This is a genomic window from Thermithiobacillus tepidarius DSM 3134, assembly GCF_000423825.1.
Taxonomy (GTDB): Bacteria; Pseudomonadota; Gammaproteobacteria; order Acidithiobacillales; family Thermithiobacillaceae; genus Thermithiobacillus; species Thermithiobacillus tepidarius.
In genome coordinates this window covers 1-13534 of the sequence record NZ_AUIS01000014.1, presented here as the reverse complement: position 1 = coordinate 13534, position 13534 = coordinate 1, and the positions used below count along the sequence as shown (strand labels likewise).

Below are 13534 nucleotides of genomic sequence, written 5' to 3'. Positions count from 1 at the left end.
ATGATCGACCTTGCCGATATGGATGGAGAGCTGTCTCCCGAAAAGCGGGCGCTGCTGGCACTGCTGCTGGCGGAAGAGGAGGCCCGCGCGGCGGCCGAAGCGCCCGCGGACGAAGCGCCGCGGCGCCGCGATCGCGGCACCGGGCCCTGTCCGCTGTCCTTCGCGCAAAAGCGCCTGTGGTTCATCGACCAGCTCGAACCCGGCAACCCCTTCTACAACATTCCCATCGCCATCCGCCTGCGCGGCCCGCTGCATCTGCCGGCGTTGGAAAGTGCCCTGCGCCATCTGGTGCAACGCCATGAATCCCTGCGCACCACCTTCGCCGCGCCGGTGGGCCAGCCGGTGCAGGTGATCGCGCCCGCCCTCGACCTGCCCCTGCCCGTCACCGATCTCGGCCAGCTCCCGGCGGACGCCCGCGAAGCCGAAGCCCGGCGCCTGGCCCGGGCCGAAGCCGAAACGCCCTTCGACCTGGAGCGCGGCCCGCTGCTGCGCTGTGCCCTGCTGCGCCTGGGCACCGACGAGCACATCCTGATGCTCACCATGCACCACATCATTTCGGACGGCTGGTCCACCGGCGTGTTCTACCGGGAGCTGGCGGCCTGCTACGATGCCTTCGCCCAGAGCCGGGAGCCCACGCTGCCCGAGCTGCCGCTGCAATATGCCGACTTCACCCTCTGGCAGCAGGACTGGCTGCGCGGTCCCGAGCTCGAGCGGCAGCTCGCCTACTGGCGGGAGCAGCTCGGCGGCAAGCTGCCCGTGCTGCAGTTGCCCAGCGACCGGCCGCGGCCGGCGGTGCAGAGCCATCGCGGGGCGGAGTACCGCTTCCGCCTGTCCGCCCAGCTCACCCAGTCCCTCAAATCGCTCGGCCAGCAGGAGGGGGCCACCCTCTTCATGGTGTTGCTGGCCGCCTTCAACGTCCTGCTGTTTCGCTACACGGGCGCCGAGGACCTCATCGTCGGCTCGCCCATCGCCAACCGCAGCCGGGTAGAACTGGAGGGGCTCATCGGCTTCTTCGTGAACACCCTGGCCCTGCGCACCCGCCTGGACGGCGGGCTGTCCTTCCGCCAGCTGCTGGCGCGGGTCAAGGAGAGCACGCTGGGCGCCTACGCCCACCAGGACCTGCCCTTCGAAAAGCTGGTGGAAGTGCTGCAGCCGGAACGCAGCCTGAGCCATAATCCGCTCTTCCAAGTCATGTTCGTGCTGCAGAGCGCGCCCATGCAGCCCCTGGCCCTGCACGGCCTGAGCACCGAATCCCTGGAAGTGGACAGCGGCACCGCCAAGTTCGACCTGCTCTTGTCCATGACCGACCGGCCCGAGGGCTTGAGCGGGTCGCTCGGCTACAGCAGCGATCTCTTCGACGAGGCCACGATCGTGCGCCTGGTCAGCCACTTCGAGACCCTGCTGGAAGGCATCGTGGCCGCGCCCCAGAACCGGGTGGACGAACTGCCGCTGCTGCCCGCCGCCGAGCGCCGGCGGCTGCTCGGCGATTGGAATGCCACCCGGACCGACTACCCGGCCGAGCGCTGCCTGCACCAGCTCTTCGAGGCCCAGGCACAGAGCACGCCGGATGCGCCCGCCGCCCTCTTCCAGGGCGAGAGCCTGAGCTACGCCGAGCTCAACCGCCGCGCCAACCAGCTGGCCCATACCCTTCAGGGCCTCGGCATCGGGCCCGACGACCGCGTCGGCATCTGCGTGACCCGCTCCCTGGACCTGCTCGTCGCCGTGCTCGGCGTGCTCAAGGCCGGCGCCGCCTACGTGCCGCTCGATCCCAGCTACCCGCCCGAGCGCCTGGCCTACATGCTGGAGGACGCCGGCGCGCCGGTGCTGCTGACGCAGGCGCGGCTGCTGCCCGATCTGCCGGCGCACGGGGCCCGGACCCTGTGCCTGGACCGCGACTGGGATCGCATCGCCCAGGCCCCGACCCACAACCCCGAGCCGGCCGTCACGCCCGAGCACCTGGCCTACGTCATCTACACCTCCGGCTCCACCGGCCAGCCCAAGGGCGTCGCCATGGGCCAGCGGCCGCTGCTGAATCTGCTCGCCTGGCAGGTGCGCAACTCCACCCTGCCCCGCGGCGCCAAGACCCTGCAGTTCGCCTCGCTGAGCTTCGACGTCTCCTTCCAGGAGATCTTTTCCACCTGGTGCGCGGGCGGCACCCTGGTGCTGATTCCGGAGGACACCCGCCGCGACATGTGGGCGCTGGCGCAGACCCTGAAGGAGCACCGCGTCGCCCGCCTGTTCCTGCCCTTCGTCGCCCTGGAGCATCTGGCCGAAGTCATCGAGGAAAGCGGCATCCTGCCCACCAGCCTGCGCGAGGTGGTCACCGCCGGCGAACAGCTCCAGGTTACCGGCGCCGTCCAGCGCCTGTTCGAGCGGCTGGACGGCTGCATCCTGCAGAACCAGTACGGCCCGTCCGAAAGCCACGTGGTCACCGCACACACCCTGGCGGGGCCGCCCGCCGACTGGCCGCGGCTGCCGCCCATCGGCCGGCCCATCGCCAACTGCCGCATCTACCTGCTGGACGGCCGGCGGCAGCCGGTGCCCATCGGCATCCCGGGCGAGCTCTACATCGGCGGGCCGGTGCTGGCGCGCGGCTATCTCAACCGCCCCGAGCTGAGCGCCGAGCGCTTCCTGCCCGATCCCTTCCAGCCGGGCGGCCGTCTGTACAAAACCGGCGATCTGGCGCGCTACCTGCCGGACGGCAACATCGAATTCCTCGGCCGCATCGACCATCAGGTGAAGATCCGCGGCTTCCGCATCGAGCTCGGCGAGATCGAGGCGGTGCTGAGCCAGCATCCGGCCGTACGTACCGCCCTGGTGACGGTGCGCGAGGACCAGCCCGGCCGCCGGCGGCTGGCGGCCTACGTCTTGGCCGAAGATCCCGGCAATGCCCCCGCCGCCGGCGAGCTGCGCGCCTTCCTGCAGGAGCGGCTGCCGGAGTACATGGTGCCGGCCGCCTTCGTGGTGCTGGCCACCTTCCCGCTCACCCCCAGCGGCAAGGTGGACCGCAAGGCCTTGCCCGCGCCCGGCGACGCACTCGATGCCCGCGAGGAAGGCTTCCTCGCCCCGTGCGATGCGGTGGAGCGGCAATTGGCCGAGATCTGGGAAGAGCTGCTGGGCGTCAAGCCGGTGGGCGTGCGCGACAATTTCTTCGAACTGGGCGGCCACTCGCTGCTGGCGGTGCGCCTCTTCGCCCGCATCGACAAGCAGTTCGGCAAGCGCCTGCCGCTGGCCACCCTGTTCAAGGGCGCCACCATCGAGCACCTGGCTGGCCTCGTGCGGCAGATGGAAACTGCGGCGCGCCACGGGCATCTGGTGGAGATCCGGCCGCACGGCGGCAAGCGGCCGCTCTTCTGCATCCATCCCATCGACGGCAGCGTGCTGTGGTACGTGGATCTGGCGCGGCATCTGGACCCCGATCAGCCCATCTACGGCTTCGAGGCCACCGATCCGGCGCACGTGCAGCTGGCCACGCAGCCCATCGAGACCATGGCGGCCCGCTACATCGAGGAGATGCGCGCCGTCCAGCCCCAGGGTCCTTACCTGCTCCTGGGCTTTTCCTCGGGCGGCGCGGTGGCCTTCGAGATGGCCCGTCAGCTGCACGCCCAGGGCGAGCGCATCGCCATGCTCGGCGTCATCGACACCAATCCGGTGCGCATCACCGGCTACCGCCATGCGGCGCGCGACCTGAACCTGCTCTACGGTATCTTCAACGCCATGCAGTGGAAGTGGGTGAAAGGCCTGATGCCGCGCCTGGCCAAGAAAACGCGCCAATGGTGTGGACTCGAGGCGCCCGGCGAGTACGACATGCAGCACCAGTTCGAAAAATCCGCCGGCGAGTGGATCTTCGAACTGCCGGAGCACCGCCGCCGCTTCGTGAAGACCCACTCGGACACGCTGATGGACTATGTGCCCAAAGCCTTCCCCGGCCACGTGACCCTGTTCCGCACGCGCAAAGACGCGCTGGCCTACCGCTGCGACCCGCAGCTGGGCTGGAGCCGGCTGGCACAAAGCGGCGTGACGGTGCGCACCATTCCCGGCAAACACTCCACCCTACTGAAGGAGCCCAACGTGGGCATCCTGGCGCAGGCGCTGACGGACTGCCTGGCCCAGGCCGAGGACGCGACCGCCCCGGAAGAGTCTTGCCCGTCCCTGTACTCCCTCCACGAGGCGGAGTCGTGAATGGAGAAGGAACGTGGCGCCCCGGGCCGGAGCCGGCGAGCGTGCCAGCGCAGGCCTGGGCTGCGCCGCCGGCGATCTTGAAGCTGGATGCGGACATGGTGCACGTCTGGCGTCTGCCCCTGGGGCTAGACGACACCACGGTGCAGGACTTGTACCAGACCCTCAGCGACGACGAGCGGCAGCGGGCCGCGCGCTTCCACTCGCCGCGGCCGCGGCAGGAGTTCATCACCGCCCGCGGCCTGTTGCGGGTGGTCCTCGGCCGCTATCTGGAGCAGGCGCCGCGACAGCTGCGCTTTTGCTACGGCGCCCAGGGCAAGCCCGCGCTGACGACGTCCCGCCGCCCGCACCCGCTGCGCTTCAACCTGTCCCACTCCCATGGTCTCGCGCTGCTGGCCGTGACACAGGCCCGGGAGGTGGGCGTGGACGTGGAGTACATGCGTCCCAACTTCGACTGCCTGCAAATCGCCGCGGAGTTCTTCTCGCCTTGGGAAGTGGCTGCCCTGCGCCGTCTGCCGGCGGCCGCGCAAAAAACCGGCTTCTTCAAGGGCTGGACCTGCAAGGAAGCCTACCTGAAGGCGCGCGGCGGCGGACTGCACCTCGGCCTGGATCACTTCGACGTCGCCCTCGCCCCCGGCGAAGCGGCCCGCCTGCTCCGGACCCGCCCCGATCCGGCGGATGCCGGCCGCTGGACCCTGCAGGAACTGACGCCCGGCCCCGGCTACGCCGCCGCATTGGCGGTGGAAGGCAGCGGCTGGGGACTGTGCTGCTGGCAGTCGCCGCTGGCGGATGCGTCCGCCTGACCCGATCGCCCCGATTGAGTCCCGGCTAACCCTTCCCTTGCCGCTTCCGGTGGGCCTGCACGAAGGCAATGGCGTTCTCGACCGCCTCGTCGACCCGGCGCAGCATCTCCGCGTACTCGTCCGAGCTCATGTAGAAGAGCAGGTCGATGGACTGGCGCACGTAGCGCGGCGGCAGGTGGTTGAGAGCGACGCAGGCCACGTCCTCCAGGAAATTCGCATCCTCCACGGCGGCCGCTTCCGCGATCTTCCGGAAGACCAGGTGTTCGTAGTAGTTGTGAATCGCTTCGAAAGTCACGACTTCCCTCCCCGGCATCCACGCCGCCGACGTGGGCGGCTGCCTGTGAAGATAGCCGCGCGCCGGCAGGCCCGCCAGGGGCGAACGGCGGTCCTGGGCCTCATCCACCGGCGGGCGCCGTGCCCGGGACCAGAAAGACGGGTTCCTGATCCGCCGGCATGGCGGCCAGTTCCTCCGGCGTCAGCCGGGCGTAAATCTCGATCAGGTAGCCGGACGGGTCCTTCAGCCACAGCTCGTGCAGGGGCGTGCCGCGCCAGGTGGTGCGCGGCGGCTTGACGATCTCCACGCCCAGTGCCTGCGCCTGCCGGTAGCTCTCGATCACCGCCGCCCGGTCCGCCACCCCCAGGCCCAGGTGATAGAGGCTGTAGGTGTCCAGCGCTTCGCCCCGGTCATTCACCAGCAGCACCAGGTTGAGCCGCAGGGCCGGCGCGATGAAGGTGCTGTAGCGCGCGGTGCGGTCCTTGGGCTCGACACCCAGGAAGGCCGTATAGAAGGCGGTGCTGGAGGCCAGATCGGCCACCCGCAGGCTGAGGTGGAATTCGGCCGCGGTGGGCACCAGCGCCCCGCTCATCCCTGCAGGCCCTGGATCTGCCGCAGGAGTTCGCCGACCCGCGTCCGCACCTCGTCACGGGTGGCGCGGAACTTGGCCATGATCTCCTCCTCGCTGCCGGTGGCCTTGGCCGGGTCCTCCAGGGGCCAGTGGATCTTCTCCACATCGGGCGGCAGCACCGGACAGTGCTCGTCGGCGTGGCCGCACACGGTCACCACCACGTTGGCGCGCCGGATCATGGCGTCGGTGACGCGGGTTGATTCCTGGCCGGAGATGTCCACCCCCGCCTCCGCCATCACCGCGATGGCGCGCGGGTTCTTGCCGTGAGCCTCGATGCCGGCGGATTCCGCCACCACCGCCCCGCCGCCCAGATGCCTGGCCCAGCCTTCGGCCATCTGGGAACGGCAGGAGTTGCCGGTGCAGAGGAAGAGGATGCAGGGTTTATCGTGGGTCATATCGTGCTCCTGGGTCGAAGTCGTAAGGAACGGGCTGCGCCCGCTCCTATTCTCTGAAATCCCAAACTGGCGCCTCCGCTCAACGCCCTACAAAACCCCCGCCAATCCCAGCAAAGTGACCAAAAGCACCGGCGGCGTCAGCACCAGGCCGACGCGCATGTAGGTGCCCCAACCAATTTGCAGTCCCTTGCGCGCCAGCACGTGCAGCCACAAAAGCGTCGCCAGGCTGCCGATGGGGGTGATCTTGGGGCCGAGGTCGCTGCCGATGACGTTGGCGTAGATCATCGCTTGGCGCACCCCCTCGCTCAGCCCCTGGGCATCGGCGATGGCGATGGCGCCGACCAGCACCGTCGGCATGTTGTTCATGACCGAGGACAGAAAGGCGAAGAGGAAGCCGGTGCCCACCGTCGCCGCCACCTGGCCGTGCTGGCCGAGCCAGGCCAGGATTTCGCTCAACTGCGCCGTCAGGCCCTGGTTGCGCAGGCCGTAGACCACCAGGTACATGCCGAGGCTGAAGAGCACCACCTGCCAGGGCGCCTCGCGCAGCACCTTGCGCACCGGGATCACCCCGCTTGCGCCGCCGTTCCACCAGCGCCCCGCCACCGCCAGCAGCACCAGCGCTCCCGAGCCGGCCATGAGCGACACCGGCACGCCCAGGGGACCGGTGACGAAGTAGCCGAGCAGCAGCAGGCCCAGGATCGGCCAGCTCAGGCGGAAGACCAGCGGATCGCGGATGGCGCTGGCCGGCGCCGGCAGGTCGGTCAGGCTGTAGCGGCCGGGGATTTCCCGCCGGAAGTAGAGCCAGAGCACCACCAGGGTGGCGGCGAGCGCCACCAGATTCACCGGGACCATGACCCGGGCGTAGCGATCGAAGGGAATGCCGAAGAAGTCAGCCGACACGATGTTCACCAGATTGGACACCACGAAGGGCAGGCTGGTGCTGTCGGCCACGAAGCCGGTGGCCATGACGAAGGCCAGGGTCGCGCCGGGTCCGAAGCCGAGGGCCAGCAGCATCTCCATGACGATCGGCGTGAGGATCAGCGCGGCGCCGTCGTTGGCGAAGAAGGCCGCCACCGCCGCGCCCAGCAGGATGATGAGCGGAAAGAGCAGATGGCCCCGCCCCCCGCCCCAGCGGGCCACGTGCAGGGCGGCCCAGTGGAAGAAGCCGGCCTCGTCCAGGATCAGCGAAATGACGATCAGGGCCACGAAGGTGAAGGTGGCGTTCCAGACGATGTCCCAGACCACGGGGATGTCGCTCCAGCCGATGACCCCGGCCAGCCCGGCCGCAGCCGCGCCCAGCAACGCGCTCCAGCCGATGCCCAATCCGCGCGGCTGCCAGATCACCAGCACCAGGGTGGCGACGAAGATCAGGAAGGCGAACAGCATGGCCTAAACCACGCTGGCAACGGCGGCGGGCTGGGTGCAGGGCGACATCTTGTTCTCCTTATATGCGTTCAAGCAGATATATTGCGTCGAAAAAACGACTCAGAGGCCGCACGCCTGCGGGCGCTCCGGGTGGCGGCGCAAGCGCGCCAAGTCGGCCTCCCAGTCGGGCTGGACCGCGTGCCCGGCCAGGGTATCCTGCAGCACCTGCCGCGCCCAGGCGGGCAGGTCCGGATGCAGGCGGTAAAAGGCCCAGGTGCCGCGTCGGCTGTCCAGCACCAGGCCGTGCTCGCGCAGGCTGGCCAGGTGGCGCGAGATCTTCGGCTGCGCCAGGCCCAGGGCATCGGTCAGCTCGCAGACGCAGAGCTCGCCCTCCGCCTGCAAGAGGTGCAGGATGCGCAAGCGGGTCTCGTCGGCGAGCTGCTTGAAGAAGTCCACGGCCGTCAGCATGGGCGCGACTATATTCGCTTCAGCATATATCTGTCAAATCGCATCAATGGGCCGCCGGGCGCCGCGCCGACACGGCGAAGCTCGCCAGCACCGTCACGCCGAGAATGATCCCCGTCACCGCCAGCGCCCAGCCCACCGGCACCTTGAACCACGGCGCCGCCAGCATCTTCGCCCCGATGAAGGCGAGCACCAGGCCCAGGCCGTACTTGAGCAAGCGGAAGCGCTCGGCCATGTCGGCCAGCAGGAAGTACATGGCCCGCAGGCCGAGGATGGCGAAAATGTTGGAAGTGAAGACGATGAAGGGATCGGTCGTGACCGCGAAGATGGCGGGAATGCTGTCCACGGCGAAAACCAGATCGGTGACCTCGATGAGCACCAGCACCAGCAGGAGCGGCGTCACGCAGCGGACGCCGTCGCGGCGCACGATGAAGCGCTCCCCCTGATAATCGGCGGTGACGCGCAGGTGGCGCCGCATCCATTTGAGCAGGGGATTCCTGCTCAGATCCGGCGCGCGGCGGGCGAAGAAGAGCATGCGCAGGCCGGTCAGCAGCAGGAAGGCGCCGAACAGGTACAAAATCCAGTGGTAGCGGGCGATCAGCAGAGCACCGCCCACGATCATCACGGCGCGCATGACGATGGCGCCCAGCACGCCATAGAGCAGCACGCGCTGCTGATACTCGGGCGGCACGGCGAAATAGCTGAAGATCATCAGGAACACGAAGAGGTTGTCGACGCCCAGCGCCTTCTCGATCAGGTAGCCGGTCAGGTATTCCAGCGTCTTCTGGTCGGCCACCGACCGCCCGGCGCTACCGAGCAGATACCACCAGAGCAGCGCGGCAAAGGCGAGCGCCAACAGGATCCAGAACACGGACCAGCCCGCGGCCTCGCGTACCGACACCCGATGCGCGCCGCGGGCGCGCAGGGCGAGGATGTCCACGGCGATCATGGCGACGATGAAGACCATGAAGCCGAGCCACATCCACCAGCTGCCGACCGTCTGCGCCATCATCGCTCCCCCTGCCTGCTTCCGTCCCTCTGAGCATAGATCCTCGCCAAGCCGCACGTGCTGCCCGCCGCGCGCCGGCGCCTGCTATCTTTAGAAAATCGGCGGACAGGGAATATTTCGGCCCCGAATCGCCTCTTTCACAGTAGCAATCACGGACAGGGCCCATGGCGAACGGCGACGAGACATCCTTTGAACACTGGGTCCGCCAGTACCAGGCCTTCCTCTACCGGGCGGCCTGGGCGCTGACGGGCGAACGGACACTGGCGCAGGACCTGGTGCAGGAGACCTTCGCCCAAGCCTGGCGCGCCCGCGCCCAGTTGCGCCAGCCCGCGGCCGCGCAGGGTTGGCTCTACCGCATCCTGTGCCGCGCCGCCCTGCGCCAGCGCCGCGAGCCTTGGGCGCCCTGGGACGAGGCGGACTGCGCCGGCGCGGTGGCGGAACTGCCGGCGCTGGATGCGCGCATTGATCTGGTGCGCGCCCTGCAGCGCATCGCTCCCGCCCACCGCGAGATCCTGGTGCTCTATTACCTGACCGACATGGACTACGCCCAACTGGCCGCGGCTCTGGACATTCCCGCCGGCACGGTGATGAGCCGGCTCCACCGGGCGCGCCAAGCCCTGCGCCGGGCCCTTGGAGAGGACGACACGGATGACGCGAATGCCAGATGACCCGTTCGACGCACGCATGCGCAACCTCTTGCGCGAGCTGCCGCTGCCGGAGCAGCCGCTGGCGTTGTCGGCGCCGCCGCTGCCGCGCCGCGCCTTCCTGCGCCAAGGCCTGGGCTGGACAGCGGGCCTGGCGATCCTGAGCCTGGGCGGCTGGCTCGGCCGGGACTATCTGCATACCCCGCCGCTGGTGCTCGCCGCCATCCGCCATGTGGACGAGGAAGCGGGCCTGCGCGGCATGCTGGTGCCCGATCCGGCGCCTGTGCGCGCCGCCCTGGGCCTGCCCGCCGCCGCTCCCTGGCCGGGCATCCTGCAGCTCTGCAAAAGCTGCCGCGTGGACGGCCACCGCGCCTGGCACCTGAGCCTCTTCCAGGAGCGGCTGGGCTATGTGCAAGTGTTGATCTTCCAGCACGTCCTGCCCCAGGCCGCCGGCCAGGGCCGCTGGCTCCGCCATCATTGGCGCTTCGCGGCGGCGCCGTCCGGCCGCAGCATGCTGCTGCTGTCCCGCCACCCTCTGGCCCTGGCCCGGGTGCAAGCAGCACTCAAGCTTTGAGAGCGCCGACAATCACTTCCAATCACTTCGACAAAGGAGCACATCATGCCGAAACGCATCCCGACACGCCCCCTGCCGGCCTTGGCCGCCACGCTCCTGCTCGCCGCCGGCGCCAGCCAAGCGACCGCCGCCGACAACGACGACCGTGCCCTGCTGCAACAAGCCCAAAAGCTCTTCAAGCCCTTGCCCAAGGACATGGGCACCCGGGAAAACCCGGTCACGCCGGCGCGCGTGGCCCTGGGCCGGGCGCTCTTCTTCGACCCACGCATCTCGGTGGACGGCACCGTGAGCTGCGCCAAGTGCCACAAGCCCCAGCTCTACGGCACCGACGGGCTGGCCAAGGCCATCGGCAACCACGCCAAGGTCAACCCGCGCAACTCGCCCACCATCCTCAACGCCGCCCTGCAGGGCGTGGTCTCGGCCCACTGGCGCGGCGACCGCAAGTCGGTGGAGGACCAGGCCACCAAGTCCCTCATCGGTCCGCCCAGCTTCGGCCTGCCCAACAACGAGGCGGCCGTCGCCAGGCTCAAGGCCATCCCCGGCTATCAGCCCATGTTCAAGGCCGCCTTCCCGAATGACGCCGATCCCTACAGCGTGGACAACTGGGGCACCGCCATCGGCGCCTACGAGCGCACCCTGGTCACGCCCGGGCCCTTCGACGCCTTCCTGAGGGGCGACACCCGCGCCCTCTCGCCCACGGCCAAGGCCGGCCTGCGCGACTTCATCAGCGTCGGCTGCGCCAGCTGCCACAACGGCCCGGGCCTCGGCGGCACCAGCTATCAGAAATTCGGCGTCCACCAGAACTACTGGAGCGCCACCGGCAGCAAGGAGGTGGACAAGGGCCGCTTCGACGTGACCAAGGACGAGAAGGATCTCTACGTTTTCAAGGTGCCGATCCTGCGCAACGTCGCCATGACCCCGCCCTACTTCCACGACGGCTCGGTGGCCACCCTGCCCGCGGCGGTGCGCATCATGGCCAAGGTGCAGCTCAACAAGACATTGTCGGACGCGCAGGCGCACAACATCGTCGCCTTCCTCGACAGCCTGACCGGACCGTTGCCGAAGAATTTCGCCACCGTGCCGGTGTTGCCGAGCGCGGCGTTCCGCGAGCGCTAGCACGCAGCGAACCAGCCGGGTGGGGCATGCCCTCACCCGATCTGCCCACGCGTGGCGCGCCCTGCCTGCTCCGGTGGCTGGAAGCCAGGAGCCGCTGCCGGATCACTATGGGAATGGCAACCGGCCCCGCTCCGGACGCCGTCGGCGTTCGATACCGATCCTATCCGGGGTCAGTCACTCCGGGTGGACGACCGGCAGCTCCTGCCACTTCGTCTTACGGATGGCATAGAGATCCCGCAGGGTGAGGGGCAACATCACCAGAATGAAAAGCATCCAGATGTCCAGCATCTGGTTGGCCAGCGGTCCCGCCACTTGCCGCAGGTGCTGGCCAAACTCGGCCAAGCCCAGCAGTTTGAAAGCGTTGGCGACGTCCAGCGCGCCCGTAAACCCGCCGAAGCCGGAGGCGAGGAACAGCAGGGCGATGGCCATCAACGGATAAAAGTTGCGGGCGCCGCGGCGATTGAAATCCAGCACCCGCGGATCCGGGTGATGGCTGTTCACGGCAAAGGTCAGCATGGACAGGCCGAACCAAAGCACCCCGAAGCCTGGGATCAGGGCCGCCGCCAGATTTCCGTAGTGAAAGGCACTCGCAGCGCGTCTGGCGGATGCTGCTGCGGTGGTGGCGTGCATCGTCGTGGTGCTCATCGCGCTATACTCCTCCCTGTCAGGTGGAACACCATGTCGGACGCATCAACTCGGCGCAAAGGCGTCGAAATGGATCTGGGCCGACGGCGTGTCATAGGTCTTCAGCAACGCCAGCGTGGCATTGATCAGACCCGGCGAACCGCACAAATAGACCTCGTGCTGCCCCCAGGGCCCGCATTCGTCCACGGTGGGCAGCAGCATCTGCGTGCCGCCGGTATCGACGGCAGTGGTAAACCGGAAGTTAGGGTAGCGCCTGGCCCAATCGGCCAGCAGGTCGAGATGATAGAGATCCTGCTCCTGGCGCGCACCGAAAAAGAAGTGGATGCGCCGATCGAAACCCCGGAAAAAAGCCTCTTCCAGGATGCCCTTGATGGGCGCGAAACCAGTGCTGGCGGCGACACACAGTACGTCGCGTGGGCTATCCTCGCGCAAGAAGAACTCGCCGATGGGACCCCTGATGCGCAGGCGGTCTCCGGGCTGCAGCGCCTCGAAAAGCTGCGTGCTGAAAAGCCCGTTCGGCGCCCGGCGGATGTGGAACTCCAGGGTACCGTCGTCCGCCGGCCGGTTGGCGATGGAATAGGAGCGCATGACGCCGGGATGGCCGGGCACCTCCACCTGCACATACTGCCCGGCCTTGTAGGCGAAGGGGGTTTCCGGCCGCAGCCACAGCCCCATCACGTCCGGCCCCAGGCGGAGCAGGCGCCGGATCTCGGCGTGTTGGAAGGATTCAGTGTGCACCGACGCTGCAATGCACAGGTCGCTGGTCGGCTTGAACTTGCAGAGGATGGCCGCGCCGGCCGCCTTTTCCTCCGGAGTGAGCAGCAGGGGCATGTAGATGCCCTGCTCGCCCTGGCCTTCCAGCACGGTGCCCTTGCAGTCGCCGCAGGAACCGTTGCCGCAGCCGTGCTGCAGGGCGACGCCGTGGGCCAGCGCCGCCTCCAGCACCGTCTGTCCGGCCTCGGCCGTGAAGGACACCCCGCTCGGCTCGACGGTGATGCGATAGGACATGAACCGGCTCCTCAGGCGGCCGCCTGCTCTGCCGCCTCGATCATGACCTGGGCTGCCACGTTGTAGGCTGCGCTCCAGGCTTCGGCCACTGCCGGGGTCCAGGCGGGGCCGGCGAAATGCGCCAGGGTCGCCAGCAGGCTGGCGCCGACGATGGGATAGTGTTCGGGCTGGGTGTGGTACTTGTTGTGGCCCGCCCCCAGCTCCTGCAGATACGGCACCAGGGCGTCGAGCTGGTCGATGTGGGTCACGATCTGCACGATGGAGTTGAGCAGGCGCTCCTTCTGCGCGTCCATCTGCGCCGGGAACATGGCGCGCACCTCGGGGTAGTGGCTGAACATGTAGTTGTAGAAGTAATCGGTGACGGCAACGCCATGCGGCGCCACCACGGCAAAACTTTCCCTGATCAGGGCGGGATTGAGGCTCATG

General features: G+C 68.4%; 14 protein-coding genes. 5 read left to right on the top strand and 9 right to left on the bottom strand.

Annotated elements, in window-relative coordinates; translation table 11 throughout:
• Positions 1–4182 (top strand): non-ribosomal peptide synthetase, encoded by a 4182-nt coding sequence (locus tag G579_RS16660; protein ID WP_051181214.1) that lies wholly within the window; start codon positions 1–3, stop codon positions 4180–4182.
• 41 nt (positions 4183–4223) lie between these two features.
• A complete protein-coding gene (locus G579_RS0108450; protein WP_028989838.1) occupies positions 4224–4982 on the top strand; it encodes a 4'-phosphopantetheinyl transferase family protein in 759 nt (252 codons plus the stop codon).
• Positions 4983–5007: 25 nt separating this feature from the next.
• On the opposite strand, the gene G579_RS0108445 is transcribed toward G579_RS0108450, so the two are convergent.
• The 6 genes from G579_RS0108445 to G579_RS0108420 form a co-directional block, all read right to left on the bottom strand.
• Positions 5008–5277, bottom strand: a complete 270-nt coding sequence (locus G579_RS0108445; protein ID WP_211218692.1) for a late competence development ComFB family protein — start codon at positions 5275–5277, stop codon at positions 5008–5010.
• A 100-nt stretch (positions 5278–5377) separates the two neighbouring features.
• Positions 5378–5848 (bottom strand): VOC family protein, encoded by a 471-nt coding sequence (locus G579_RS0108440; protein WP_028989836.1) that lies wholly within the window; start codon positions 5846–5848, stop codon positions 5378–5380.
• Positions 5845–6282, bottom strand: a complete 438-nt coding sequence (gene arsC, locus G579_RS0108435) for an arsenate reductase (thioredoxin) (protein ID WP_028989835.1) — start codon at positions 6280–6282, stop codon at positions 5845–5847. The genes G579_RS0108440 and arsC overlap by 4 nt, the downstream gene beginning before the upstream one ends.
• Before the next feature lie 87 nt (positions 6283–6369).
• Complete coding sequence (locus G579_RS0108430; RefSeq protein WP_155989783.1) at positions 6370–7668, bottom strand: arsenic transporter; 1299 nt, start codon at positions 7666–7668, stop codon at positions 6370–6372.
• A 99-nt stretch (positions 7669–7767) separates the two neighbouring features.
• The gene (locus G579_RS0108425; RefSeq protein ID WP_028989833.1) at positions 7768–8115 is read right to left on the bottom strand and encodes a metalloregulator ArsR/SmtB family transcription factor; all 348 of its coding nucleotides are present in this window, start codon (positions 8113–8115) and stop codon (positions 7768–7770) included.
• Positions 8116–8158: 43 nt separating this feature from the next.
• Positions 8159–9121, bottom strand: coding sequence for a TerC family protein (locus G579_RS0108420; RefSeq protein WP_211218691.1), 963 nt, complete (start codon positions 9119–9121; stop codon positions 8159–8161).
• A 164-nt stretch (positions 9122–9285) separates the two neighbouring features.
• On the opposite strand from G579_RS0108420, the gene G579_RS0108415 reads away from it, so the two are divergent.
• From G579_RS0108415 to G579_RS0108405, 3 genes are read left to right on the top strand one after another with little or no spacing between them, the layout of a single operon-like run.
• The gene (locus tag G579_RS0108415) at positions 9286–9789 is read left to right on the top strand and encodes an RNA polymerase sigma factor (protein ID WP_028989831.1); all 504 of its coding nucleotides are present in this window, start codon (positions 9286–9288) and stop codon (positions 9787–9789) included.
• Complete coding sequence (locus tag G579_RS18270) at positions 9779–10339, top strand: hypothetical protein (protein ID WP_155989782.1); 561 nt, start codon at positions 9779–9781, stop codon at positions 10337–10339. Before G579_RS0108415 ends, G579_RS18270 begins: the two co-directional genes overlap by 11 nt.
• Positions 10340–10384: 45 nt before the next feature.
• Entirely contained in the window at positions 10385–11455 is a 1071-nt protein-coding gene (locus G579_RS0108405; protein ID WP_038019025.1) for a cytochrome-c peroxidase, read from the top strand.
• 174 nt (positions 11456–11629) lie between these two features.
• Here the strand turns inward: G579_RS0108405 and G579_RS18265 are convergent, their stop codons facing one another.
• The 3 genes from G579_RS18265 to G579_RS16645 all read right to left on the bottom strand — a co-directional run.
• Positions 11630–12100, bottom strand: coding sequence for a hypothetical protein (locus G579_RS18265; protein WP_051181209.1), 471 nt, complete (start codon positions 12098–12100; stop codon positions 11630–11632).
• A gap of 45 nt (positions 12101–12145) precedes the next feature.
• Positions 12146–13108: an FAD-binding oxidoreductase gene (locus G579_RS0108395; RefSeq protein ID WP_028989863.1), complete on the bottom strand. Its 963-nt coding sequence runs from the start codon at positions 13106–13108 to the stop codon at positions 12146–12148.
• Between the two features lie 11 nt (positions 13109–13119).
• Positions 13120–13534, bottom strand: a 415-nt coding sequence (locus G579_RS16645; protein ID WP_038017879.1) for a globin domain-containing protein, incomplete at its 5' end; no start/stop codon positions are given.

Bases quoted from the DNA above. Each gene is read 5' to 3' on its own strand.
- G579_RS16660 (WP_051181214.1), top strand. From the start codon at position 1: ATGATCGACCTTGCCGATATGGATGGAGAGCTGTCTCCCGAAAAGCGG.
- G579_RS0108440 (WP_028989836.1), bottom strand. From the start codon at position 5,848: ATGAGCGGGGCGCTGGTGCCCACCGCGGCCGAATTCCACCTCAGCCTG.
- arsC (WP_028989835.1), bottom strand. From the start codon at position 6,282: ATGACCCACGATAAACCCTGCATCCTCTTCCTCTGCACCGGCAACTCC.
- G579_RS0108430 (WP_155989783.1), bottom strand. From the start codon at position 7,668: ATGCTGTTCGCCTTCCTGATCTTCGTCGCCACCCTGGTGCTGGTGATC.
- G579_RS0108425 (WP_028989833.1), bottom strand. From the start codon at position 8,115: ATGCTGACGGCCGTGGACTTCTTCAAGCAGCTCGCCGACGAGACCCGC.
- G579_RS0108420 (WP_211218691.1), bottom strand. From the start codon at position 9,121: ATGGCGCAGACGGTCGGCAGCTGGTGGATGTGGCTCGGCTTCATGGTC.
- G579_RS0108415 (WP_028989831.1), top strand. From the start codon at position 9,286: ATGGCGAACGGCGACGAGACATCCTTTGAACACTGGGTCCGCCAGTAC.
- G579_RS18270 (WP_155989782.1), top strand. From the start codon at position 9,779: ATGCCAGATGACCCGTTCGACGCACGCATGCGCAACCTCTTGCGCGAG.
- G579_RS0108405 (WP_038019025.1), top strand. From the start codon at position 10,385: ATGCCGAAACGCATCCCGACACGCCCCCTGCCGGCCTTGGCCGCCACG.
- G579_RS18265 (WP_051181209.1), bottom strand. From the start codon at position 12,100: ATGAGCACCACGACGATGCACGCCACCACCGCAGCAGCATCCGCCAGA.
- G579_RS0108395 (WP_028989863.1), bottom strand. From the start codon at position 13,108: ATGTCCTATCGCATCACCGTCGAGCCGAGCGGGGTGTCCTTCACGGCC.